General features: G+C 66.3%; 17 protein-coding genes and 1 riboswitch. Of the genes, 10 read left to right on the top strand and 7 right to left on the bottom strand.

The window, feature by feature from the left end:
• Nucleotides 1-29: 29 nt before the first annotated feature.
• Complete coding sequence (locus H7A87_RS14110) at nucleotides 30-716, top strand: glycoside hydrolase domain-containing protein (protein ID WP_119127766.1); 687 nt, start codon at nucleotides 30-32, stop codon at nucleotides 714-716.
• A 39-nt stretch (nucleotides 717-755) separates the two neighbouring features.
• Nucleotides 756-2,540 carry a hypothetical protein gene (locus tag H7A87_RS14115; RefSeq protein ID WP_119127764.1) on the top strand — a complete coding sequence of 595 codons (1,785 nt, stop codon included), beginning with the start codon at nucleotides 756-758 and terminating at the stop codon, nucleotides 2,538-2,540.
• Here the strand turns inward: H7A87_RS14115 and H7A87_RS14120 are convergent.
• Complete coding sequence (locus H7A87_RS14120; protein ID WP_119127762.1) at nucleotides 2,537-4,075, bottom strand: AraC family transcriptional regulator; 1,539 nt, start codon at nucleotides 4,073-4,075, stop codon at nucleotides 2,537-2,539. The two genes, H7A87_RS14115 and H7A87_RS14120, sit on opposite strands and share 4 nt — an antisense overlap.
• A 445-nt stretch (nucleotides 4,076-4,520) precedes the next feature.
• On the opposite strand from H7A87_RS14120, the gene mdtD reads away from it, so the two are divergent.
• Nucleotides 4,521-5,942, top strand: a complete 1,422-nt coding sequence (gene mdtD / locus H7A87_RS14125; RefSeq protein ID WP_119128011.1) for a multidrug transporter subunit MdtD — start codon at nucleotides 4,521-4,523, stop codon at nucleotides 5,940-5,942.
• Between the two features lie 72 nt (nucleotides 5,943-6,014).
• Here mdtD and H7A87_RS14130 read toward each other — a convergent pair whose 3' ends face one another.
• Nucleotides 6,015-9,599 carry an ATP-binding protein gene (locus H7A87_RS14130; RefSeq protein WP_119127760.1) on the bottom strand — a complete coding sequence of 1,195 codons (3,585 nt, stop codon included), beginning with the start codon at nucleotides 9,597-9,599 and terminating at the stop codon, nucleotides 6,015-6,017.
• A 430-nt stretch (nucleotides 9,600-10,029) separates the two neighbouring features.
• On the bottom strand, nucleotides 10,030-13,593 hold the full coding sequence (locus H7A87_RS14135; protein ID WP_119127758.1) for a hybrid sensor histidine kinase/response regulator: 3,564 nt from the start codon (nucleotides 13,591-13,593) through the stop codon (nucleotides 10,030-10,032).
• Between the two features lie 96 nt (nucleotides 13,594-13,689).
• Here H7A87_RS14135 and H7A87_RS14140 point away from each other — a divergent pair, with 96 nt between their 5' ends.
• From H7A87_RS14140 to H7A87_RS14150, 3 genes are read left to right on the top strand one after another with little or no spacing between them, the layout of a single operon-like run.
• Nucleotides 13,690-14,343 carry a YceI family protein gene (locus tag H7A87_RS14140; RefSeq protein ID WP_119127757.1) on the top strand — a complete coding sequence of 218 codons (654 nt, stop codon included), beginning with the start codon at nucleotides 13,690-13,692 and terminating at the stop codon, nucleotides 14,341-14,343.
• Between the two features lie 2 nt (nucleotides 14,344-14,345).
• A complete protein-coding gene (locus tag H7A87_RS14145; protein ID WP_119127755.1) occupies nucleotides 14,346-14,909 on the top strand; it encodes a cytochrome b in 564 nt (187 codons plus the stop codon).
• 11 nt (nucleotides 14,910-14,920) lie between these two features.
• Nucleotides 14,921-15,490 (top strand): YceI family protein, encoded by a 570-nt coding sequence (locus H7A87_RS14150; protein ID WP_119127754.1) that lies wholly within the window; start codon nucleotides 14,921-14,923, stop codon nucleotides 15,488-15,490.
• A gap of 680 nt (nucleotides 15,491-16,170) precedes the next feature.
• On the opposite strand, the gene H7A87_RS14155 is transcribed toward H7A87_RS14150, so the two are convergent.
• Nucleotides 16,171-16,404 (bottom strand): glutaredoxin family protein, encoded by a 234-nt coding sequence (locus tag H7A87_RS14155; protein WP_119127752.1) that lies wholly within the window; start codon nucleotides 16,402-16,404, stop codon nucleotides 16,171-16,173.
• A gap of 85 nt (nucleotides 16,405-16,489) precedes the next feature.
• On the opposite strand from H7A87_RS14155, the gene H7A87_RS14160 reads away from it, so the two are divergent.
• Both H7A87_RS14160 and H7A87_RS14165 read left to right on the top strand, forming a co-directional pair.
• A complete protein-coding gene (locus H7A87_RS14160) occupies nucleotides 16,490-17,872 on the top strand; it encodes an L-serine ammonia-lyase (protein ID WP_119127750.1) in 1,383 nt (460 codons plus the stop codon).
• A gap of 113 nt (nucleotides 17,873-17,985) precedes the next feature.
• Nucleotides 17,986-18,981, top strand: coding sequence for an alpha/beta hydrolase (locus H7A87_RS14165; RefSeq protein WP_104583005.1), 996 nt, complete (start codon nucleotides 17,986-17,988; stop codon nucleotides 18,979-18,981).
• A 201-nt stretch (nucleotides 18,982-19,182) separates the two neighbouring features.
• On the opposite strand, the gene H7A87_RS14170 is transcribed toward H7A87_RS14165, so the two are convergent.
• From H7A87_RS14170 to H7A87_RS14180, 3 genes are read right to left on the bottom strand one after another with little or no spacing between them, the layout of a single operon-like run.
• Nucleotides 19,183-20,271, bottom strand: a complete 1,089-nt coding sequence (locus H7A87_RS14170; protein WP_164740202.1) for a homoserine dehydrogenase — start codon at nucleotides 20,269-20,271, stop codon at nucleotides 19,183-19,185.
• Entirely contained in the window at nucleotides 20,268-21,485 is a 1,218-nt protein-coding gene (locus tag H7A87_RS14175; RefSeq protein ID WP_119127748.1) for an O-succinylhomoserine (thiol)-lyase, read from the bottom strand. Before H7A87_RS14175 ends, H7A87_RS14170 begins: the two co-directional genes overlap by 4 nt.
• Nucleotides 21,482-22,513: a homoserine O-succinyltransferase gene (locus H7A87_RS14180; RefSeq protein WP_119127746.1), complete on the bottom strand. Its 1,032-nt coding sequence runs from the start codon at nucleotides 22,511-22,513 to the stop codon at nucleotides 21,482-21,484. Before H7A87_RS14180 ends, H7A87_RS14175 begins: the two co-directional genes overlap by 4 nt.
• 71 nt (nucleotides 22,514-22,584) lie before the next feature.
• Nucleotides 22,585-22,705: riboswitch (SAM riboswitch) on the bottom strand.
• A gap of 128 nt (nucleotides 22,706-22,833) precedes the next feature.
• On the opposite strand from H7A87_RS14180, the gene H7A87_RS14185 reads away from it, so the two are divergent.
• Both H7A87_RS14185 and H7A87_RS14190 read left to right on the top strand, forming a co-directional pair.
• Complete coding sequence (locus tag H7A87_RS14185) at nucleotides 22,834-23,754, top strand: M23 family metallopeptidase (RefSeq protein ID WP_119127744.1); 921 nt, start codon at nucleotides 22,834-22,836, stop codon at nucleotides 23,752-23,754.
• Nucleotides 23,755-23,891: 137 nt separating this feature from the next.
• Nucleotides 23,892-25,496 carry a peptide chain release factor 3 gene (locus H7A87_RS14190; RefSeq protein ID WP_104583001.1) on the top strand — a complete coding sequence of 535 codons (1,605 nt, stop codon included), beginning with the start codon at nucleotides 23,892-23,894 and terminating at the stop codon, nucleotides 25,494-25,496.
• Nucleotides 25,497-25,518 lie beyond the last annotated feature (22 nt).

Here is a 25,518-nt window from a genome sequence, read left to right on the forward strand (position 1 = left end):
CCAGCCCTCGCCATACGCGGAGCTTCACCATGACTTTCCACATCGGCTTTGACACCGACCGCTTTCCGGGACTGCCCGCGCTCGCCTGGTTGAAGACACAGACCGGGCTGGCCTGGTGCGGCTATTACCTGGCGCCTGCGCCCAGCCATGCGGATACCGGATGGATGGGATGGCGACCGACGTTGGTCGCCAATGGCTGGGGGCTGGCGCCGATCTATCTTGGCCAACAGAGCGCCGGTCCGGGCTCGCATACCTTGACCGCAGACCAGGGCAGCGTAGACGGCGCAAACGCGGCTTTCCTGGCCGATCAAGAGGGCTTTCCCGTTGGTGCGACGGTCCATCTTGACTGGGAAGACGGCGGGGAACCCAGTGACGCTGGAGTCGCCTACATCCGCGCCTGGATCGCGGCACTGGTCGCTGCCGGCTATGCACCGGGCCTATATTGCTCGCACGCACTGGCCGCCAGCCTGGTTGCCGCACTCGCGCCGGGGCCGACGCTGCAGGTCTGGGCCTGGCGCGTCGCCAACGCCAACACCCACACCTACGCCGGCGACATCCAGACGGTGACCGCATCCGATCCGGCCGGCTGCGGTTATGCGCATGCCGCGCTCTGGCAGTGCGAACAGAACGCGGTGCTGTCGCTGCCGGGAACGCCCTGCGATGGTCTGCAGATCGACCTCACTTACTCCGACGCCGCAGATCCAAGCGCTCCCTGAGCAAACGCCCCCTTCCCCTTTGCGAGCCGAGACCACGCCATGAAGGAATCTCCCGAACAAGAACAACTGCGCCGTGCGATCAGCGGCGAGTTGACCAAACGGATCAACGACGCGGCGCGCTATCCCAACGTGCGCTCTGCGGTGATCCAGGCATTGGGCACCATCCAGGATCGGATCGCGGGTCTATGCATCGCGGTGCGCGAGCGATTCATGTTGCGCGACGACCAGCCGCTGGCACGCTTCTACATCAAGGGCGGCAATGCATTCACAGCATGCATGGACCTATTGCAAGGGCAGGACCAGCACCTGTTCGATTCGGGAAGCTCGGATTGGGACACGCAGGTCGCGATCGACCCCTGGCTTCCCACATCCGTGCAGGATGCGCTGCATGCGGAAATTGAGGACATCGTCGTCGATGAGATGAAGAAGGCCGGCGTCCTCATCGCCTTCGAGCTCAGTCTGCTGACGGCCCCCGAATCTCCGCTGTCGGAGCAGCTTTACCCCATTCCACGTGCGCAATGGGGTCCGAACACAGTCGACGTGAGGTGTCTGGTCACCTGTGACGCGCCGCAGACATTACGCCGGGTCTTCGAGCGTGACCGCGCCGGCCTGTCCGCCTATACCGGTGTGGAGATCGCCAAGATCGGGGAGCGCGATACCCCATCCCCGCCAGGCATCGTGCTGAACGACGGGATCAAGCCATTCGTGCTCTATCGCCTGGGTTACACCTGGCACGCCAACCTCATGGAAACCTATGTCGACCGGATTGTCACGGAACCGGCAAGTCCACGCGGCATACTGATGGAATTGATCGACGTGAGCCTTCCGCGCCGCGACACGATCGAAGCGATCACGATCTGGTCGGAGATGGAAAACGGACACCTGACCATTGCAACTGCTGGTGGCACGCAGGAGCGTTGGCAATTGCCGTTACCGGACCTGGATTATCATCTGCGCGAGAATCTGCTGATGTTGTGCGAGATCGCAAGCGACCCGCTCGCACTGGGCGCGCATAAGGAAGCCAAGCGACGCGAACGCGTGGCCGCAATCCACGCCTGGTACGCGTCCAGAGCGCAGCTGCAGCATTTTCAAGACGTCCTCGATGTAATGGCGGGCAGACACGTCGGGCAAGCTGGCGACGACGCCACCGCGCTGGTGAACGCGTTAATGGCATCAGTACGTGCGCGCACGTTGGGAGCCGCACCGGACTACGTCAACGGGCAACCGACCGATACAACGCGCACGCGCATCCTTGCCGCACGCTACGGCACCGGCACCCTGCTCACGCTGATGTCGGCGTCCTTCACCTCGCCGGTCGTGCTTTCGGCAGCTTTCAGCGATGATCTGCGGTTGATGAGCATCCTCGGCCAGAGCCCTTATCTGGCGATCGACCGACTGCGTTTTTCCGGCGTGGACATGGCGGCGGTGGCACGGGTGACCCACAAACAGCTACGTGGGCTGGACATTGCCGCATTCGAGCAAGCAGTCGGACGCTGGCTCGGCGAGAATGTCCAGGTCCTGGCCCAACCCCACAACACGCCACGGGTGGGAGGTCTTAGCTACGAGTGCACGCTGGTGGTGTTCGTCAAAAACAAGAAACCGCCGTTCGCAAAAACGGTTGTCGCGTTTCTGACTCTCACGACGGCTACTGCCGCGCAGGCACCCTTCCATTCCAGCCCGTCCGATCAGGGCAATGCATATGCGGCGCTGCTGGACATCGACGGTCAGCGCAAGGCGGCTGCTGCGCTGATCGGAGAGTTCGTGCTGCGTGATCTGCTGTCCAAGCAGCACGAAACCATCAAGACACTGCTACCTAACGCCTAGACCGGTGACGCACCGACTTGGGCACCGGCGTTACGGAACACACGCGGGCTCACCCCAACCAGCCGTCGGAAGCTCTTTTCGAAATGGCTCAGGTCGCCGAAACCGACCTTCAGCGCCACTTCGGTGATGCGCAGCCTGCGCTGCTGATGCAAAAGCTCCTTGGCCTTTTCGATCCGTAGCTGCTGCAGCATCGGTTTGAACGGGGTGCCGAGTTCGTCGCGGAACAGAAAGCCCAGATGCGACTGGCTGACATGCGCCTGCCGGGCCAGATCGCCCAGGGTCAGCGGCTCGGCATAGTGCTCGCCCAGATGCACCAGGGCGCGCCGCAGCGCGTCGTGCAGGCTGGCAAGACGCTGGCCGGGGCGATGCGGAAGGCCGGCGATCCAGTCGACCGGCGTTTCCGGCTGCGTAGGCTCAGCCGGAAGATCGGCCGGTTGCGACATCGTCGCGCATGCATCGTGCTGCGCTCCCTGCACCCGGCCTTCCAACAGACGCGGTGCGTGGCGCTGGATGTCGGCGCTGCCGATCGGCCTGCAGGCGGTCATGACCGCCAGGCGCAGCACCACCCGCTCCAGCTCCTGGAGGTTTTCCGGCCAAGGGTAGTAAATCAGGGCGTCCATCAGCACTTCGGTGACCACCTGGCCGTGATCCAGGCCATGCCGATCCAGCACGTGCTCGACGTGAAAGCCGATATCTGTCCGTCGCTTGCGCAACGGGGTAAGTTCGATCGACAGGACATCCAGTTGCGACAGCAGCGCCCGCGAGAAGCGTCCGGCACGTACGCGGCGCGACAGATCAGCGGTCGTGGAGGCGACCACGCGTGGCGAGTCCTCGCCGTCCACGGCGGACCATGGCCCGCCGAGGCCACAAAGCTGCCCGGCCAACTGGCGCTGTAGCGCGTCGTCGAGCTCGTCCACGCCCTGCAGGAACAGCGTTCCTGCCATTGCGCGCTCGAACCATGCTGCCGGTGCGTCGCCGGGAGCGGCGCAGTCGATCGCAACGAACGGCCCCTCCCGCCAGGGTGCAGCTGCATGCAGCAAAACGGCCACCTTTTCCTTCTCGGTTCCGAACTCGCCGCGCACGATGACCGGCAAGCGACTGTATGCGGCGTGCTCGACAAATTCGTCGATCGTCAAGACCTCTTCGCTCACGCCCACGATCGACAGGGCGCGACCAAACCGGTCTTGCGCGAACGCCCGCGCGGCATCGCGCTTGATCAGGTACGCACAATACTTTGCGATCTGCTGGCACAGCGTCATCGCCTCCGGGGTCATTCGTTCTTGAGCCGGCGTGACATTCAGTGTGCCGAGCACTTGCCGGCCGTGCTGGACGGGAAAACACTGCGTGGGCGGGGGCTGGGTTTCTGCCAGAACCGGACCCGGTGGACCGTGATGCTCCACCGCGACAAACTTACATACCGCGCCGTTCGTGATCGCGCCCTGCGACAGTTGTGCAGCGATCTTTCCCAACATTTTTTCCAAGGGATCGCCTGGGAAATAGGCGCGCTGCACTACATCAAAGACTTGCTTTTCCATGGATGCTTTCGACCTGATCTACTGGCGCGCTCGGAAGGCGGCCAGACCCAAGTCGCGCCGTCCCTGACCAGACCGTCGGCAAAGCTCCAAGCGTGCATTCCGCTTTTTCTACGAACGCTCCCCTCGCCCGCCCTCGGTCGATCCACCCTGATGTGAGACAACGCTCGCTTGCGGTGACTGGACGGTGGCAGGCGCAAAACGATTCGCCAGCAAAACAACCGCTTGGTGCAAGCCAGATCTGGCATTAGCACGCCGCCACAGCCCGTTCCCGACGATTCGTAGCATCGGGCTTGTCCGCAATTGGATTGGGTGCGGCGCGTCTCACTCGTTGCCGCTGCGGCGATGCGACGCTGCGACGGGCTCAAGCAATGGCGTCGTCTATAGTGTTGCGACGTTCTGCACGCGCGCGCAGGGATAATGCGCTGTCTTCCCGATGGCGATGCTCATGTCCCAGCCCGTGCCCACCTTGCGCGCCTACGACACCATCAAGCCGCTGCTGTGGCTGGTGTCGCTGGCGATCTTCATGCAGATGCTGGATGCGACCATCGTCAATACGGCGTTGCCGTCGATGGCGCGCAGCCTGCACGAAAGCCCGCTGCAGATGCAGTCGGTGGTCTTCAGCTATGCGTTGGCGGTAGCGATGTTCATCCCCGCCTCGGGCTGGATTGCCGACCGCTTCGGCACGCGGCGCACCTTCCTGGCGGCGATCATCGTGTTTACGCTGGGCTCGCTGCTATGCGCGGCCGCGCAACAGCTGCCGCAACTGGTGGCCGCGCGCGTGGTGCAAGGCATCGGTGGGGCGATGCTGCTGCCGGTGGGCCGGCTGGCAGTGCTCAAGACCGTGGCGCGCGCCGACTTCCTGCGCGCAATGAGCTTCATCGCGATCCCGGCGCTGATCGGACCGCTGATCGGCCCCACCTTGGGTGGCTACCTGGTCGAAGTCGCCTCCTGGCATTGGGTGTTCCTGATCAACCTGCCGATTGGCGTGATCGGTTTCGTCGCCGCGCTGAAGATCATGCCCGACCACTACGGCGATGCGCGCCAGCGCTTTGATCTGATCGGCTATCTGATGCTGGCGTTCGGCATGGTGGCACTGTCGTTGGCGTTGGACGGCATCTCCGAACTCGGCCTGCGCCACGCCTTCGTCATGCTGCTGGCAATCGGCGGGCTTGCTGCGCTGGCCGGTTACTGGCTGCATGCGGCCAGTACGCCGGCGGCATTGTTTCCGCTGGCCTTGTTCAAGGTGGCCAGCTATCGCATCGGCATCCTGGGCAACCTGTTCGCGCGGGTGGGCAGTGGCTCGATGCCGTTCCTGATTCCGCTGCTGCTGCAGGTCGGCCTGGGCATGAGCCCGATGAATGCCGGGCTGATGATGGTGCCGGTGGCGCTGGCCGGCATGGCTGCCAAGCGGGCCGCCGTGAAGCTGGTCGGCCGCTTCGGCTACCGCCGCGTGTTGATGCTCAATACCGTGCTGGTGGGCCTGGCGATGGCCAGTTTCGCCTTGGTCGATGTCGGCCAGCCGCTATGGCTGCGGCTGCTGCAGCTGGCCTGCTTTGGCGCGGTGAACTCGCTGCAGTTCACCGTCATGAATACCGTCACCCTGCGCGACCTGGATCGCGAGCAGGCCAGCCCCGGCAACAGCTTGTTGTCGATGGTGATGATGCTGGCCACCGGTTTCGGCGCGGCGGCAGCGGGCAGTCTGCTGGCCGCCTTCAACACGCATCTGGGCGACAGCCACGGCGCCACGGCGGCGCTGCATGCGACCTTTCTGTGCGTCGGTGGCATCACCTTGTCCTCGACGCTGATCTTCTGGCAACTGGCCGAGACGCGGCCGCATCCCAGGCAGGTGGAGGAAGTTGCCGAATAGCGATGGCTGGGCGACATCGCCTAGCGCGGCGCGGGTCAATGGCGTGTGCGATCCCGGCCGCGGTACATGGCGCTATATCTGATCACGCGGGCGTTCGCGCTGCAGCGCCTCGGCGATGGTGTCGGCCAGCATGTCGCCGGTCAGCGGCTTGCGCAGGAAACTGTCGAAGCCGGCGTCCTGCGCGGTGGGCTCGGCCTCTTCGTCCGAGCGTGCGGTCACCGCAATCAACGGCATGTCGTAACCGAACACGCGCAGCTGCCGCGCCAGCGCAAAGCCGTCCAGCCCGGGAAGATCCAGGTCCAGCAAGGCCAGGTCGAAGGGGTTGTCGGCCGCTTCGGTCAGCGCGGCCAGCCCGTGCGGTGCATGCACCACCGAGTGCCCCTGCGAACGCAGCAGGCCGACGATGACCTCGGCGATGGTGGGGTCGTCTTCGACCAGCAGAATGCGCTGCGGGGCGACCGCGCCTCCGGTGCGTGCCACCTCGCCGCCGAGCGTGGCGTTGGAAGCGACCCAGCGCAGCGGCAGATCGACCACGAAGCGCGTGCCGGCGCCCAACCGGCTGATCACCTCGATATGCCCGCCCATCGCCATCGCCAGTTCCTGGCAGATGGCCAGGCCCAGACCGCTGCCGCCGTAGCGCGAGGTGGTCTTGGCGCCGTCGCCTTGTTCGAAGCGCTGGAACAGGCGTGCTTTCTGATCGGCGTTGATGCCCGGCCCGGTATCGGCCACCTCGAAACGCAGCCCCTGGTACGACCCCAGCGTGGTCAGCTTGAGCCCCACCACCCCGCGCTCGGTGAACTTGATCGCATTGCTGAGCAGGTTGAGCAGGATCTGGCGGATGCGGGTGACATCGCCGCTGGCGGTGATGTCGCCAAGCAGCCCCACTTCCAGGCTGAAACGCAGGCCGCGTTCCTGCGCCAGCGGTGCCATCAAGCCCTCCACCTCGGCCACCAGCTGGCGTACCGAGAAGGGCTCCAGGTCCAGTTCCAGGCGCCCGGATTCGATCCGCGCCAGGTCCAGCGCATCGTTGACCAGGCGCAGCAGATGCGCGCCGGCGCGGCGGATCGATTCGGTATAGCTGCGCTGCTTGTTGTCCAGCGAGGTCTTGAGCAACAGCTCGCTCATGCCCAGCACACCGGTCATCGGCGTACGCACCTCATGGCCGAGCGTGGCCAGGAAACGCGTCTTGGCCAACGACGCCTGCTCGGCCAGTTCCTGCTTGTGCACCGCCAGTTGCCAGGCATTCAAGCGCCGCAGGCGGCGGCGATACAACAGCACCGCCGCGGCAACGATGCACAGGGCGAGCACGCCCAGCAGGACCAGCCCCCACGGCGCCAGCCACCACGGCGGCAATACCTGGAAGCGCAGCGTCTGGCTGGCCGACCAGATTCCATCGGCGGTGCGGCCCTGCACTTCCAGCGTGTAATGCCCTGCGGGCAGTCGCGAAAACAGCCGTTCGCCACTGGGGCCGACATCGATCCAGTCCGGGTCGTAGCCACTCAGCCGGAAGCGATAACTGTTGGACTCCGAATCGGCCAGACTGAGCAGGCGCGCGACGATGTGCAGGTCGCGATCGTCGTCCTGCATCGTCAGCGGCTCTTGCCCGGTGATATCCAGGCCACGCTCCCCGCGCCGCAAGCCCACGCGTTCGATGATCAACGGCGGCCGGCGTGTGCTGGGGCGCATCGTGGCCGGATCGAACACCACGACACCGTCGGGCGATGCAGCCACGACCCGCCCGCTGCCGGCCTGCACCAGGGTGTTGATCTGCAGCTGCTGGTTGGGGAGCCCGTCGTGCACCCCATACACACGCACCAGTCGGCTGCCGGGATCGATCCGGATCAGGCCGCGCTGGCTGGACACCCAGGCCACGCCCCTGGCGTCGACCACCAGGCCATTGGGCGCCACCATCGGAAACTCCTGCTCTTTTCCGACCGTATCCAGGTGCTTGAGCCGCTTTCCGTCCCACAGATAGCGCCGGATCTCGCCAGCCAAGCCGGTCCAGACCACGCCTCCCTCTCCAAGCCGGAACAGGTACGTCGGCAGGGACGGCGTGCCGTCGACGGGGACGAAGCGGTCGGCAGCGGGGTCCCAGCGCCGTAGACCGGCGTTATTGCTCAGCCATATCTGACCATCGGGGCCAAGCCGTATGTCCAGGATGGTCAATGGCTCCAGTCCATGGCTGCCATGGACGATGGTCCGCAGCAGTTGCCCCTCCTGGTTGCGGATCTGCAGGCCGTATTCCAGCACCGTCACCCACAGCCGGCCCTGCGCGTCCTCCGCCATCCAGCCCGGTCGGTCCGCAGCACCGTCGGGATCGGGCTCGACATCCTCACGCAACTGCCAGCGTCTGGCTTGCCGGGTCTGCGGGTCATAGCGAATCAATGTTCCTTCGACGGCGATCCAGACCAAGCCGCGCCGGCTTTCGAGCATGGAGTCGGGCGGACGGGCGTCGATGTTGGCCAGGTGGGTCTGCAGTTGGCCGGTCACCGTATCGAGATATTCCAGCACGTGCCGTGAGCCGGCCAGCCAGACGCCGCCCGCAGCCGACGGCGCCGTCGCCAGCACGGACGGGTTGGTCAGCGACTGTGGATCGCCGCCGTGGGAGGCCACGACCGCAAAAGTGTCCCAATGCGGCGGCAGGTGCCACAGGCCGCCTTCGAGCGCTGCAAACCACAGCCCGCCCTCCCGATCCTCGTAGGCCGCAATCCAGTTCCGCCGGACCAGGCCGTGCGCCGACAGGCTGTAGACCGGCACGCTGCTGATGTCGGTTCCTGCGGTAGACAGGCCCAGGCCGCCGTCGGTGTCCAGCCAATAGCGCCCGTTGCGATCATGCAGCAGCACACCCATGACCCGCCGCTTGCTCACCGCCTTCTGCCACGGCTGGGGCCGCGCCTGGCCATTGGCGTCCACACCAAACGCATCGCCGACGACATCCGATACCCACAAGGTGCCGCCGTTGCGTTCCATGTACAGCCGATTGACCGCCTGCGTGGTTCCCGGCAACGGCACCCGCCGGAAGTGCGCGCCGTCCCAGCGAGCCAGCCCGCCATGGGTGCCGATCCACAAGGTTCCGTCAGGCGCGACCGCGAACCCGATCACGCTGTCGGATGGCAGGCTGGTCGGGTCGCCGGGCACGTTGGAAAATCGCTGCATGCTGCCGTCGGGACGCCGCCGGTACAGCCCGTGGGCGGCCGTGCCAAGCCAGACATCGCCGTTTGGCGTGTGGGCCAGCGCCCACACCGTGATCTCGCGCAGCTCCGGAAACTGCGGGCTCTCCAAGCGCCTGAACGCGCGTGTCTTGGGCTCCAGAAAACCGGCACCGCCGTTCTCGAAACCCATCCACACCCGATTGTCGCGATCGACGCAGATGGTCCAGATCGCGTTGCTGGTCAGCCCTTCTTCCATCCGCCAGATGCGGTAGTTGCGCCCATCGAATCTGGCCAATCCGTCATCGCTGGCGATCCAGAGATAGCCCTGCTGGTCTTCGGCAAGCTCGCTGACGGTGTCCGAGGGCAGCCCGTCGGCAACCGTGATCTGGCTGGGGACCGGCGTCAGCAGCGCGCGCGAGCTCGCCCATGCAGGCTGCAGCGTGGCGCACAGACACAGCGACGCTGCCGCGATCAACCAATAGGAAAAACACAAAAAAAGGCGCACTGGACAGGTTTCACGACAAGTCGCCGCATAGTGCGGGCCACGCGCGGTGCGAGCAAGCCCGAGCGAGCTTGCCACGCCGCGCATCCGTTTTCACCCCGAGGCCGAACCGGCACCTGCACGGGGTCGATCTGGTTTACCGCTGCTGCATGCGCGCCAAGCAGCAACGGTGCGACGGGGCAAGCGACGAGAGCAGCACGTCCTCCATGCTCGGCCCTCCCCATCGCCGCCTGCGCGGCCGCGCGGACTCCCTGACGGGACCGCACCGTTCCGGCTCCACGGCAGGTGGCCTCGGAATGACCTCGGAGCGGCCGACGCAAGCGCTGCGCCGCCAGGCGGCCGCGGCAGTGCTCGGAACCCGCGTGTGCCACCTGTACGCTCCGGCGCTGGGCGCGCCGGCCCCAATCAGCTGCCGCGCGCTTGCCACGTTTCGTTAGCCGCCGTGAGCCGACAGCCGGGCGGCGTGCGCATCGGCGGCATCTGCCAGCACACCTGCCAGTGCCTGTGCCAGCAACTCGCCGGTGACCGGCTTGCGCAGGAAGCCATTGCAACCGGCAGCCATCGCCTGCGGCTCTGCGTCGGCATCGGCGCGTGCGGTGACTGCGACGATCGGAAAGCGCACGCCGCGCGCGCGCAACTGCGTCACCAGTGCCGCACCGTCGATGCCTGGCAGGTCCAGGTCGCACAGGCCCGCGTCGAAGCTGCGCGTACTCAGCTCGGCCAACGCCGCCAGACCATGCAGGACATGGGTGACCTGGTGGCCACGGGTCTGCAGCAGGCCAACGATCACCTGCGCCACGGTCGGGTCGTCTTCGATCAGCAGCAACTGCAATGGCGCCTGGGCCTGCGGCGAGGTTGCGCGGGCAGACGCAGGCACTGCGGGCAGCGCACTCACCCAGCGCAGCGGCAGCTCGACCACAAAGCACGCGCCCTGCCCCAGTTCACTGCTGACCGTCACCGCACCGCCCATCGCCGCCGCCAGTTCGCGGCAGATCGCCAGGCCCAGGCCGCTGCCGCCATGCCGGGCAAGCGTCACTGCGCCTTCGGCCTGCTCGAAGCGCTGGAACAGGCGCCCGCGCTGTTCTGCGCTCATGCCCGGACCGGTATCGCACACCTCGATCCGGATGCCTTGCCCGGGGCGTTGCGGCGCCACCGCCACACGCAGGCTGACGCTGCCACGCTCGGTGAACTTGACCGCGTTGAACAACAGGTTGAGCAGGATCTGCTGCACCCGGCTGGCATCGCCGTGCAATGCCGGCGGCAGCGCGTCATCCAGCTCGCACGCGAAGGCCAACTGCTTCTGCTCGGCGCTCGGGCGCACCAGCTCGGCCACCTGCCTGATCAGCTGACGCAGGTCGAAGTCGCGATAATCCAGCGGCAGCTTGCCGGCCTCGATCCGCGCCAGATCCAGGGCATCGTTGACCAGCCGCAGCAGATGCTTGCCTGCCGACTGGATCGCGCTGGCATAGCCCTGCTGACGTCCGTCCAATGGCGTCTGCAACAGCAACTCGCTCATGCCCAGCACACCGGTCATCGGCGTGCGCACCTCATGCCCGAGGGTCGCCAGAAAGCGCGTCTTGGCCAACGAAGCCTGTTCGGCCAGCTCGCGTTTGTGCTGGGCCAGCTGCCATTGCGCGCGCATGCGCACACGGCGGCGATAGGCGGCCGCAAGCAATGCGCCCAGCAGCAGCACGAGCAGGAAAATGAGCGCGATGCCTGCGTCACTGCGCCACCATGGTGGATTGACCGAGAACCGCAGCGATTGCACCTGCGATGCATTTCCCAGTGGATCGATCCCCTGCATCTCCAGGACATAGTTACCTGGCGGTAGCGAGGAGAACTCGCGCATTCCCGCAGCACCATGTTCCACCCACTCGGTATCAAACCCCGACAGCCGCGTACGGTACCGATTGGCCATCGGGTCTACAAACGAGAGCAGCCGCATATTGATCCGCAACTGGCGATCACTCGGCGCAAGCGAAAAGCCACCAAGGATCGGCAATGCCTGACGGCGGTCGGCACGCTGGATGCTGACCGCCTCCAGGCGCATCTGTGGTGTGAATGACGGTACATCTGGTGCTTTTGTATCGATCAGCAGCGTGTAGCCGTCTGCAGTTCCTCCGACCAGCACCCCGTCACGTGCCATCAGCAGACAGCGGCGACTGAACTCCTGGCTGGTCAATCCGTCGCGCGCATTGAAACTGCGGATCTTGGCGCGCGATGTGCGTGCATCGATGCGCCACAGGCCACGCGGACCGGACATCCATACGCGTCCGAGCTCATCGAGTTCAAGACCATAGGCATCCATTGCCGGAAACCCTTCGGCAGCAGGAATCCGGCGCACCCGCTTCCACGCGGCACCGTCTTTCTGCCAACGCTCCATGCTGCCGGCGCGATAAAGCCACAGGTGACTTTGATCCTCGAAGACAAAGCGCTGGATCGGATCGATCTGCAGGCCGGGCACCGATACAAACCGATGTGACTCGGACTGCCAGACGTACAGGCCGCCGACGGCACTCAGCCACACGTTTCCATCCGGTGCCACGCTCAGCTGACCGGGAATAACCTCTTTCAAGCCATGCGGGTCGGCCTGGGAAATCGTCTCCATCACGCGCCCGGTCACCGGACTTCGCCGCTGGATCACCTGCTCGTAAGCAGTCCACAGCGTGCCGTCGCCAGATTCGCCCAACCAGATAACTGCCTCGGGTGGCCCGTCACCGCTGAAGTGCTCAAGAGCGCCCGTTTCGAGGTCCAGACGCGACAAGTGGTGCTCCTCATTGCCCAGCCAGAGCTTTCCCCGACTGTCCTCCAGGGTCGTTGCAATCTGCAAATCGCGCAGGTCGGGATGCTGGACACCAGTCTGTACGAGTGCTCCGTTAGACGTGTCGTAACGCAGCAACCGCCCACTGCTGTCGAACTGCCAAAGCCCGCCAGATCGATTGGCTGGCGCAAGGCTGCATGCGATGCCCTTGCCCTGGTCGTTGATCTGTTTGAAGGCGGCAGTTCGGCGCCAGTCTTCGCGCAAGTAGGCCAGCCCGCGCCCATGCAAGGGTACCCAGATCCCTCCGTGCGGGCTACGCCAGATCGTCGTCACGTGGCGATTGGAGACCAGCGGCGCATCGCCATTGTTGACCGGCGTCGGCGGGTGATCCGGGCGGGTATGCCACAGGCCTTGCTCGGTGCCCAGCCAGAATTCCCCATCGCCGGCATCGGCCACCGCCCAAGCCCGGTTGCCGGCGGCGAACATCGGTGCCCAGGAGGGCGTGTGCCACGCACCGGACGCGTCCATGTAGCGCAGCCCGGTATCCATGGAGGCCCACAGCCACTGACCCACCCATTGCAATGCAGTGATGCCGCTGTCGTCACCGTCCGGCCGCACCCGGTGCAATGCGAGACCATCGTAATACGCCAATCCTCCCAGTGTGCCGATCCACATCCGATCGCGATCGTCCAGCGCAAGCGCATACACCGGACTTGCCGGCAGCGGCTGCTCCATCTTCGACAGGTCGAAGGAGGTGAATTGCCCCGCAGCATCCAGGCGCAAGACGTTGCCGGTGGACAACCCAAACCAGACGTCGTCGCCGCGCCCGGCGATGGCGTAGACGTCCCCCAGCGCCAGCTCAGGCACGTCGTCGGGAAGATACGCGGTGAGCTTGCTCCGATCGGCACTGAGCATCGCCACGCCTGCGCCGCCCAACGCCAGCCAGATCCGATCCTGACTGTCGATGTACAGCGCCTGCAAGATATTGCTTCGCAGCGAGTAACGATCGGCAGGGTCGTTTCGCCAGACCTTGAACTCTGCGCCGTCGTACCGGACCAAGCCGTCGGTGGTGGTCATCCACAGATAGCCGGCGCGGTCCTGCGCAATGGCGGTGATCATGGTCGAGGGCAGCCCCTCGGCAGCGCCGACGATGCGGAAGCGCGGAATCGCCGGCACGCCTGCCAGTGCCGGGAGTGCGGTCAGGGCGGCAAGCAGCGCGAACAACAGGTAACGCATGTGGGCATCCTTTCCACGTCCAGCCCGCATGCTCGCAACGGATCGTTGCGAGCGCAAGCCAAGCGCGCTGCAGCGGGATATGTCTAGAATCCGCCCATGACAACCCTCGCCCGCCTGTTGCTGCTTCCCGCCCTGGCCGTGACCAGCCTTGCCGCAACCGCCGCGCCGGTGCGTTACGCGCTGGATCCGGTGCACACACGGGTGCTGTTCGCGGTCGAACACGCCGGCTTTTCCAAGGCACTGGGCACCGTTTCCGGAAGCAGCGGCACGCTGGTGTTCGACCCGGACGACTGGGCTGCGGCGCGCCTGGACGTCACCGTGCCCCTGCACCGCGCCGACCTGGGCGATGCCAAGTGGAACGAGGCCACGCTGGCACGCAACCTACTCGACGCCGAGCGGTTTCCCGACGCGCATTTCGTCTCCACGCAGGTGGAAGCCAGCGGGCAGAACCACGCCAGGGTCACCGGCAATCTGACCCTGCACGGGGTCACCCGCCCGGTCACCCTGGATGTCACCCTCAATGCGCTCAAGCGCCATCCGCTGCCGCCGTTCCGGCGCACCGCCGGGTTCTCGGCCACGGCCACGCTGAGCCGTGCGGAGTTCGGCATCGACGCGTGGAAATCGATGATCGGCGATACGGTGGAACTGCGCATCGAAGCCGAAGCCGTGCGCGAAGGCCGCGCCGACGACGACGCGCCGCAGCCACAAAACGCACCCGCCGCCGACACTGCCACCAGCCCGGAATCCTGAGCATGACCCTGAAGAACGTCGAACGTTGGGGCGGTGTCAGCCAGACCCTGCACTGGCTGATCGCACTGCTGATCCTGGTGCTGGGCATCGTCGGCCTCACCATGGGCGAATTGCCCAAGACGCCGAAATACTTCTGGGTCTACACCGCGCACAAATCGGTGGGCCTGACCGTGTTGGCACTGGTGGTCGTCCGGCTGGGCTGGCGCGTCTACGCGGGCGCGCCGCCGCCGGTGGCCGGCACCCCGCGCTGGCAGGAACGCATCGCCGGGCTGACCCACTGGCTGCTGTACGCGATGATCTTCGCAATGCCGCTGTCGGGCTGGTTGTACGACTCCACCAGCGGCCTGCGCCCGTTCCGCTGGTTTGGCCTGTTCGCCGTCCCCAAGCTCAGCCCGCCGGACGAACAATTGCGCGCGATTGCGCACTTCATCCACGAGTGGGGCTTCTGGTTGTTGATTGCCGTGGTGCTGGCGCATGCCGGCGCCGCGCTCTACCACCACCTGTTCCAGCGTGACGCCACCCTGGTGCGGATGCTGCCGCGCGGTTGGCTCTCTTCCAAAACTTAAAGGATTCCCCAATGTCGTCCAGGTTGTTCGCCTCTCCCCTGCTGGTCGCCGCGTCCCTGGTGGCCACGTTCGCCGCCGCCCCGGTCCTCGCTGCCGACTACGTGCAGGCGCCCGGCTCGTCGCTGGTGTTTGCCAGCAAGTACGACGGCGAAGTCTTCACCGGCAAGTTCCCCGGTTTCGACACCACGCTGCATTTCGACCCGGCCAACCTGGCCGGCGCCAAGCTCGATGTGCGCATCCCGCTGGCCAGCGCCGTCAGCGGCAACAACGACCGTGATTCGACCCTGCAGGGCCCGGATTTCTTCAACGTCGCCAAGTTCGCCACCGCGCGCTACCGCGCCGACAAGTTCCGCGCACTCGGCGGCAACCAGTACGCCGCCGACGGCACCCTGGAGCTGCGCGGCGTCAGCAAGCCGGTCACGCTGACCTTCACCTGGACCCCGGGCGCGCAGCCGGTGCTGGCCGGCAAGGCGACGGTCAAGCGCCTGGACTTCGGCGTGGGCGGCGGCGACTGGGCCGATACCAAGACCATCCCCAATGAAACCGCGATCAGCACCAAGGTCGTGTTCAAGGCGAAGTAACGCCACCGGCCGCAACCGGACGCGGCCATTGAACGGCGGACTACCTCGTCGGGTCCGCCGTTTTTTTATGTCTGGCGGCTGGATGACACCGCGCGACAGCTAGACTCGGCATCCACCCCGGGTACGGCTGAACGGGCGGCCGACAAAATGAGTTTGTTGGCCCCATCTTGTTGGGTGCAGTCAAAAGCCAAGGTCAAACGCTGAAGCCGGCCAGTTCAGCCTTGGCCGCCTGGTCGCGGAACAGCATCGACAGCTCGAAGTTCAGGCGAAATCGGTCGAGGGCGCGGCGCCCTCAACGCTCGCGGGACACGCCGTGAACCCGTCCCTGGGCTCGGTGGCGGCATCCGTGCCGCCACACGGTCCCGCAACCGGCGAAGACACCGCACCAGAAACTTTGCCGATGGCTCTGTTGAAAACCATACACACCGACCAGCTCGACTGGCCCTTGTCCGCCCGCCGTCGCGGGCTCTTACGCGGCATGGATGCCGCGTAAGAGCCTACATGGACGTACTTGCGGCGTGTCCCGCGATGGTGGGCGGGCAAGGGTCCGGCAGCCAAGCAGCAGATCGGCCGCCTTGCAGCGAAGGCCCAGATCATCCGCTCCGCACCAGACCGGCGCGACGTCGTTTTCAGCCGCTCAGAATCCACATCTGGCGCGTGCCGAGTGCGCGCACGCCGCATCATCGCGTGCCGGCATCCAGCCACTCGCGCAACCGCCGGCTGTCGAACAGCCAGTCCAGCTCGCGCCCATCCGCATCGCACAGCACCGGCACACGCTCCCCATAAGCGGCCTCAAGCGCCGCATCGCCGTCGATGAAGACGCTGCTGAACTCGCCAGCGCGTGCCTGCGCCAGCACTTCCACGGCCTGGTCGCACAGGTGGCAGTCGTCGCGCTGGTACAGGATCAAGGCCATCGGGAGGTCTCATGCTGCGCTGCAGCCGTGCCGCAATCGCCGACCGACTAGAATAGCCGCCTTTACGCTCACCTCTCCGGCAAGCATGGCTGTCAGCACGTTCGACCTGTTCAAGATCGGCATCGGTCCGAGTTCCTCTCACACCGTGGGGCCGATGCGCGCCGCCGAGCGCTTCGTGCATCGCTGGCTGCTCGATGCCGGCCGCCTGCCCGATGTGGTGCGCATCCGCGCCGAAGTCTTCGGCTCGCTGGCCCTGACCGGCCGCGGCCATGGCACCGACAAGGCCGTGCTGCTCGGCCTGGAGGGCCACCGCCCCAACCTGATCGACCCGGACATCATCCCGGCCACGCTGGAGCGCATCCGCGCCAGCAAGCGCATCAGCCTGATGGGCCAGCACGCCATCGCCTTCGACGAAAAGCGCGACCTGCCGATGAACAAGCGGCAGAAGCTGCCGTACCACACCAACGGCATGCGCTTTACCGCCTACGACGCCGATGAGGCGGTGATCGCCACGCGCGATTACTACTCGGTCGGTGGCGGTTTTGTGGTCAACCAGGACGATGCCGCCGACGACCGCATCGTGGCCGACGAAACGCCGCTGCCCTACCCCTTCCTCAGTGGCGACGAACTGCTCGCGCAATGCGCGCGCAGTGGCCTGAGCATCGCCGCGCTGATGTTCGAAAACGAAAAGAGCTGGCGCAGCGAGGACGAGATTCGCGCCGGCCTGCGCGAGCTGTGGGCGGCAATGCAGTCCTGCGTGGAGCGCGGCATCCGCCAGGAAGGCACACTGCCCGGCGGCCTGAACGTCTCGCGGCGCGCGCCGGCCCTGTATCGCGAGCTCTCCTCCAAACCGGAAGCGGCGATGCGCGATCCGCTGACCACGCTGGACTGGGTCAACCTGTACGCCCTGGCCGTCAACGAAGAAAACGCGGCTGGTGGCCGTGTGGTCACCGCGCCCACCAACGGCGCGGCCGGCATCATCCCGGCGGTGCTGCATTACTTCGACCGTTTCTGCCCCGGCGCGTCCGAGCAGCGCATCTTCGACTTCCTGCTCACCGCTGCGGCCATCGGCATTCTCTACAAAGAGAACGCCTCCATTTCCGGCGCCGAGGTCGGCTGCCAGGGCGAAGTGGGCGTGGCCTGCTCGATGGCGGCCGGTGGCCTGGTCGCCGCGCTGGGCGGCAACCCCGGGCAGATCGAGAATGCCGCGGAAATCGGGATGGAACACAACCTGGGCCTGACCTGCGACCCGATCGGCGGCCTGGTGCAGATCCCGTGCATCGAACGCAACGCGATGGGCGCGGTCAAGGCGATCAACGCCAGCCGCATGGCCATGCGCGGCGACGGCAAGCACAAGGTGTCGCTGGACAAGGTCATCAAGACCATGCGCGACACCGGCCGCGACATGCAGGACAAGTACAAGGAAACCAGCCGCGGCGGGCTGGCGGTGAACGTCATCGAATGCTGAGCCGGGCGCGGCCCTGGGCCGCGCCATGCCTGTCCACCCGGCGCAGCGACGCTGTACGTCCCCACGACATTTCCCCGTGTACCGTCTGACGCTGGATTCCGACGGAGATCGCGATGCGACAGCTTGCCTGCACTCTCGCCCTTGCCCTTGCCTGCGGCCCCCTGATGGCGCAGGAAACCCGCTATGGCCCACGCCTGGAGGGCTTCGACTACCCCTACCCGGTCAAGACCTTCGCGTTCACCTCGCAACAGCAGCCGCTGGAAATGGCATACCTGGATGTCGCGCCCACCGGCAAGCCCAACGGGCGTACCGCCGTACTGCTGCACGGCAAGAACTTCTGCGCCGCCACCTGGGAGCAGAGCATTGCCGCACTGAGCAAGGCCGGCTATCGCGTCATCGCGCCGGACCAGGTCGGCTTCTGCAAATCCAGCAAACCGGCCGCCTATCAGTTTTCCTTCGCGCAGCTGGCCGACAATACGCAGGCACTGCTGAAGAAGCTGGGCATCGAACGTGCCGTGGTGGTCGGTCATTCAATGGGCGGCATGCTCGCCATCCGCTATGCACTGATGTATCCGCAGGCCACCGAGCACCTGGCATTGGTCGACCCGATTGGCCTGGAAGACTGGAAGGCCGAAGGCATTCCGTGGCGCAGCGTCGATGCGTGGTACGACAACGAACTGAAGATCAGTTTCGAGCGCATCAAGAAGTATCAGATGGAGGTCTATTACGCCGGCCAGTGGAAGCCCGAGTTCGAGCGCTGGGCGCGCATGCAGGCCGGCATGTCGCTGGGCAACGGCAGGCAGGCGGTCGCCTGGAACCAGGCGCTGACCTACGACATGGTGTTCAACCAACCGGTGGTCTACGAACTGCCCAAGCTGGCCGTGCCCACCACCTTGTTCATCGGCCTCAAGGACCGCACCGCGATCGGCAAGGACACCGCGCCGCCCGAGGTCAAGGCACGGGTTGGCGATTACACCAAGCTGGGCAAGCGGGCAGCGGAAGCGATCCCGAACGCGACGCTGGTCGAGTTCGCCGACCTCGGCCACTCGCCGCAGGTGCAGGACCCGACACGTTTCAATGCCGCGTTGCTGAAGGCGATTGCGCAGTAAGCAGTGCCGACGGCAAAGCGATCGGCATGACCAACGCATCTGTGAAGCTGCAGCCCGCGAACGGGCGAGCTGCAGCTGCGATGCGTTTGCAACGTATAGAACGGACAGCGGACCAGCCGTGCAGCCGATGATGCCACCGACTGCACGCGCACCGGCAGCGGCCCTCAGGCGAAGGCAGCGCCTGTCCGCGTTCTTTCCCTACTACCCGGCCACAATCCGCAACACATCATCCAGCAACGCCGCCGCAGTCACCTCCGCGCCCGCGCCCGGCCCCTGGATCAGCAGGGGCTGCTGGCGATAGCGATCACTGCTGATGGCCACACGGTTATCGGTACCGGCGCCACCGGCGAGCGGGTGATCCAGCGCCAGCTCGCGCAAGCCGACGCTGGCGCCATGCGCATCCACGCGGCCCACAAAGCGCAGGCAGCGTCCTGCAGCGCGCGCCTGCTGCCAGCGCGCGCCGACGACCTCATCCAGCGCGTCCAGCTGCGCATCCAATGCGTCAAGCGGCAGCCGCGCAATGCGCGTGGGCACCAGCGATTCCACATGCACCTGGTCGGCTTCCAGCTGCCAGCCCGCCGCGCGTGCCAGGATCAGCAACTTACGCCGCACGTCCTCGCCCGACAGGTCGATGCGCGGATCCGGCTCGGTATAGCCGGCCGCCATCGCCTCACGCACGCAATCGGAAAACGCACCATTGCCGTCGTAGCGATGGAACAGCCAGGCCAGCGACCCGGACAACACGCCTTCGATCGAATGGATATGGTCGCCGCCCGCCACCAGCGCGCGCACGCTGCTCAACACCGGCAGCCCCGCCCCGACGGTGGCGCTGTCGCCGTAGTGCGCACCACTGGCGTGACGTGCCGCGTGCAAGGCCTGCGCGCGCGACAACGCGGTGCCCTGGCCCAGCTTGTTGGCAGTGACCACGTGCACGCCACGCAGCAGCCATTCCACGTGCCAATCGGCAACGACATCGCTGGCGGTCGCGTCCACCAGCAAATCGCCGGCACGCAAGGCGGTGGTCTCTGCCCAGGGTTGCAGCACGGCCTGGCCACGCGGCGCGGCGTTTGCCTGTTGCAAGGCCTGCGCGGCGCTGGTGCCGCAATCGTGGGCAATCCGCGAATTGGCCAGCCAGTCGAAGCGCGGCAACTGCAGCTGGCGCTCCTGCAGCGCGGTGTAGCGCGCCACGAACGCGCGCCCCACCGTCCCGGTGCCCAGCAGGGCCAGCCGTGGTGTCGGCGTCACCGCTGCCGCCGAAGCGCGGCGCGAAACAGGCAGCACGGTGCTCACGCGTCGACCTGTTTGCGGCTTGCGGTGGTCAGCGTCGCTTCGGCACGCGCCAGGCCGGCGCGCAGGTCGATCAACAGATCCTCGGCCGATTCGATCCCGATCGACAGCCGCAGCAGGCCATCGGAAATCCCGGCGGCAGCGCGTGCTTCGGCGGTCATCGCCGCATGCGTCATCGAGGCCGGATGCGCGATCAGGCTTTCCACACCGCCCAGCGACTCGGCCAGGGTGAAGTAGCGCAGGCCATCGACGAACGCGCGCACCGCAGCTTCGCCACCATCGAGCTCGAAACTCATCATCGCGCCGAAGCCCTTCTGCTGGCGCGCGGCCAGCGCATGACCCGGATGCGCAGCCAGGCCGGGGAAATACACCTGATTGACCACCGCATGGCCGTCCAGCAGCTCGGCGATCGCGTCGGCGTTTTCCTGGTGCACGCGCAGGCGCGCATCCAGCGTGCGCAGGCCGCGCAAGGTGAGGAAGGCATCGAACGGCGACCCGGTCAGGCCCAGCGCATTGGCCCACCACACCAGCTGCTGGTGAAGCTCGGCATCGCGCGCGACCACCGCACCGCCCACCACATCGCTGTGGCCGTTGATGTACTTGGTGGTGGAGTGCAGCACCAGGTCCGCGCCGAACTCCAGCGGCTTCTGCAGTGCCGGCGACAGGAAGGTGTTGTCCACCACGGTCAGCGCACCAGCCTTCTTTGCCGCCTCGATGACAAAACGCAGATCGGTGATGCGCAACAGCGGGTTGGACGGGGTTTCGATCAGCACCAGCCTGGGCGACTGCGCCAATGCATCGGCCAGCGAACGCGGGTCGGTGAGGTCGGCGGTGATCAGCGCGAAGTGGCCCTTCTTGGCCAGCGCATTGAACAGCCGCCAGCTGCCGCCGTAGGCATCGTGCGGCACCACCAGGGTGTCGCCCGGCTGCAGCAACGCATTGAGCACCAGGTTGATCGCGCCCATGCCGGTGGAGGTGATCACCCCGCCGGCGCCACCTTCCAGCTCGGCCAGCGCTTCGCCGAGCAGGTCACGGGTCGGGTTGCCGCTGCGGGTGTAGTCGTACTGGCGCTTGTTGCCGAAACCGTCGAAGGAGAAATTCGACGACAGCACGATCGGCGGCGTCACCGCGCCATAGGCAGTGTCGCGGTCGATGCCGGCGCGGACGGCGGCAGTGGCGGCGGTACAGGGGGCGTCGGCGGGGTCACGAAAGCTCATGCGGTTTCTCCGGTGGGGCGAAGGGCAGTGGCGAGGATCGCGTCGATGCGATCGATTTCTTTCAGGAAGGCGTCGTGGCCGTACGGCGAGCGCAATACGCGCAGGCTGCCGCGCGGCCCCAGGCCTTCGACCAGGCTGACCAGGTCGGCCAGCGGCACCAGGCGGTCGCCCTCCACCGCAACGACGACGGTGGGCACGCGTACCTGCGCCGGGTCGATGCGATGCAGGTCGATGGATTCGGACAGCCGCAGGTAGGCGGTCACCGGGGTGCGCGCGACGTACTGCGCGCCGGCGGCATCCAGGTAGTCTTCGGCGGCCACGCGCACGCGGCCGTTGATCACTTCCGGCGGCGCGTCGAAGCGCTCGCTGAATTCTTCCGGGGTGCGGTAGCTGAGCATGGCGAACTGCCGTGCCAGTGCCAGCCCATGATTTTCGGCACATTGCAGCTGGCCCAGCGCCACCGCACGGCGCTGCAGTGCGCGCCAGGCGGCGGCATACGGATGCGCGCGATGCGCACCACTGACCGCAACCAGGGTGCCGACGCGGGCAGCATGGCGGCTGGCGAACTGCAGGCCGACCAGCGCGCCATACGAGTAGCCGACGAAGCCGTGCAACCGCGCGATACCCAGCGCATCCAGCAACGCGGCGATCGCATCGGCCTGGTCGGCGGTATCGATCGGCGCATCCAGCGTGCCGTCGGCGCCGAGAAAATCGAACGACAACAGGCGCCGCGAGGCCGGATCCAGCGCGCGGCCGGTACCGACCAGGCCATCCACCCAGCCCTTCTCGGGGAACAGGCCGCTGGCGGCCAGATGGCGATGCGCGGAAATCCCGCCGGCCACGAACACCACCGGTGCACTGGCAGCGCCGACCAGTTCATAGCGCAGCCGCAGCTCGCGCATGCCGGCATGGCGCATCGGCAAGGCAATGACCAGTTCGCCGCGCACGGCAAGCACGCCGTCATCAGTGGCAGCGGGTATATCGATGTAATCGGGTGTGGACGGCGATGCTGTATTCACGAGGCTCATGGCGGTATCCGGGGTGGATCGGCCATCGAGCTTCGCGGGAGCTCGCGTTCGACGTGCGCAAGGCACGATTCGAACCATCTTTCGGCGGACGCGGTGGTCCCCGCAGGATTTGGCACCAAACGCGGGCGCTTGCGCGCTCCGCTGGCTGCCCCGGCATCAAAGGGCCTGTCCCTCCGCCGGTCTCGATGGTGGAGCCAAGATGCCACCGCTTTTTTGCGATGTCAATCTCTTCATGCGGATGGAAAGATATATTTTCATCCGATACCACTCCGGCCTGTGATGGACCGCATACTTGAGGCCCCTTGAGTTGAGCCGATCACGTGCCCCACCACGTGTCTCGCAGCACCCCGACCGCCCTCGCCCGGTCTTTCATCATTGCGGCCCTGGCGTGTATCGCGCCGACCAACGCGCAGCTGCGCTGGCATTGGCCCGGTGCCGCGAACACGCCTGCGAGCTCGCCAGCGGTCGCAGCTGCGCAGACTGCGGCTGCATCGGCAGACATCGGCCCGTCACTGCAACTGGAGTGGCAGGCTCCGGCTTACCTGGCCTGGGTCAGCAACCCGCTGGCCGGACCCGCACAGGTGCAGCTGAGCGCACCGCCCAGCGAGGACTATCGCGCCGTGCCGGCATTGCCGCTGACGGTGCAACTGGCGGCACACGAGCGCCGGCTGCTCGCCCGGCTGTATCCGGCCAGCAACCAGCGCAGCCTGGCCGGCCTGGGACTCACGCTCGATCTGGTGCCCGGCGATCCGCAGGCCCGCCCGCAGCAGCAGGTGCGCTACCGGCTCCCATTCCGCGATGCGCCGATACGCGTGGACCAGGGCTTCGGCGGGGCCTTCAGCCATGCCGATGCGCCCAACTGGTATGCGGTGGACTTTGCATTGCCGCAGGGCACGCCGGTGCTGGCAGCGCGCGAGGGCGTGGTGATGGAGGTGCGGCAGGATGTCATCGAAGGCGGCCCGCAGGACCAGGCCGCCGCCGGCGGCAACCTGGTGCGGGTGCTGCATGCCGACGGCAGCATGGCCATCTATGCCCATCTGGCGCCCGATGGCGTGGCGGTGCGCCCGGGCCAGGTGGTGCGCACCGGCGAGCGCCTGGGCGCCTCTGGCAATACCGGCTACAGCACCGCCCCGCACCTGCATTTCGCGCTCCAGCGCAATGCGGACCTGCGCCTGATCGCGTTGCCGTTCCGGATGCTGGGCCCCCAGGGCGAATTGCAGTTCCCCTCGCCGGCACCGTGAGTGACGGCCGCCCGGCGAGCGCCGGGCTACCGACCGGCAAGGCCCAGGCCAGGGCCACAGAGGCCCGCCGCGGCGAAGCCGCTATAATCACCGGCTTCCTCAGTTTCCGCAGGCGTCCGACCGGGCGCGCTCAGCCCATGTCCGACGTCTCCAACGAAGCCGCGCGCCGCCGCACCTTCGCCATCATTTCCCACCCCGATGCGGGCAAGACCACGCTGACCGAAAAGCTGCTGCTGTTCGGGGGTGCGATCCAGATGGCCGGCTCGGTCAAGGGCCGCAAGGCCGCCCGTCACGCCACCTCGGACTGGATGGCGCTGGAAAAGGAGCGCGGTATCTCGGTCACCTCCTCGGTGATGCAGTTCCCGTACGAGGGCAAGATCGTCAATCTGCTCGACACCCCCGGCCACGCCGACTTCGGCGAGGACACCTACCGGGTGCTGACCGCCGTGGACTCGGCGCTGATGGTCATCGACGTCGCCAAGGGCGTGGAAGAACGCACCATCAAGCTGATGGAAGTCTGCCGCCTGCGTGACACCCCCATCATGACCTTCATCAACAAGCTCGATCGCGAGGGCAAGAACCCGATCGACCTGCTGGATGAAGTCGAAACCGTGCTCGGCATCCAGTGCGCCCCGGTCACCTGGCCGATCGGCATGGGCCAGCGCCTGAAGGGCGTGGTGCACCTGATCACCGGCGAGGTGCACCTGTACGAACAGGGCCGCAACTTCACCCGCCAGGATTCGACCATCTTCCCGTCGCTGGATGCCCCGGGCCTGGCCGAAAAGATCGGCGCACAGATGCTGGCCGAACTGCGCGACGAACTGGAACTGGTGCAAGGCGCCAGCAATCCGTTCGACCTGCAGGCGTACCGCGCCGGCCAGCAGACGCCGGTGTTCTTCGGCTCGGGCGTCAACAACTTCGGCGTGCAACCACTGCTGGATTTCTTCGTCGAGCACGCACCGCCACCGCAGGCACGCGACACCACCGGCCGCCGGGTCGAGGCGACCGAGGCCAAGCTCAGCGGCTTCGTCTTCAAGATCCAGGCCAACATGGACCCGCAGCATCGCGACCGCGTGGCCTTCATGCGCGTGTGCTCGGGCAAGTTCACCGCCGGCATGAAGGCATTGCACGTGCGCAGCGGCAAGGACGTCAAGCTGGCCAATGCGCTGACCTTCATGGCCTCCGACCGCGAGATCGCCGCCGAAGCCTGGCCGGGCGATGTCATCGGCATCCACAACCACGGCACCATCTCCATCGGCGACACGTTCACCGAAGGCGAATCGCTGTCGTTCACCGGCATTCCCAACTTCGCACCGGAACTGTTCCGGCGTGCACGCCTGCGCGACCCGCTCAAGCTCAAGCAGTTGCAAAAGGGCCTGGCGCAGCTGTCCGAAGAAGGCGCCACGCAGTTCTTCCGCCCGTTGATGAGCAACGACCTGATCCTGGGCGCAGTGGGTGTGCTGCAGTTCGACGTGGTGGCCTACCGGCTCAAGGACGAATACGGCGTGGATGCGATCTTCGAACCGGTGAGCGTCACCACCGCGCGCTGGGTGCATTGCGACAACGCCAGGAAGCTGGAAGAGTTCCGCGAGAAAAATGCCGGCAATCTGGGCATCGACGCCGCCGGCCAGCTGGTCTATCTCGCCCCGACGCGGGTGAACCTGCAGCTGGCGCAGGAACGCGCGCCGGACGTACGTTTCTCTGCCACGCGCGAGCATGCGCATGCCAGGGCGATCGATTGACCGCGGCTTGAACCAAGGCGCG

The organism is Xanthomonas sp. CPBF 426, assembly GCF_903989465.1.
In the GTDB taxonomy this organism is placed as follows: domain Bacteria; phylum Pseudomonadota; class Gammaproteobacteria; order Xanthomonadales; family Xanthomonadaceae; genus Xanthomonas; species Xanthomonas euroxanthea.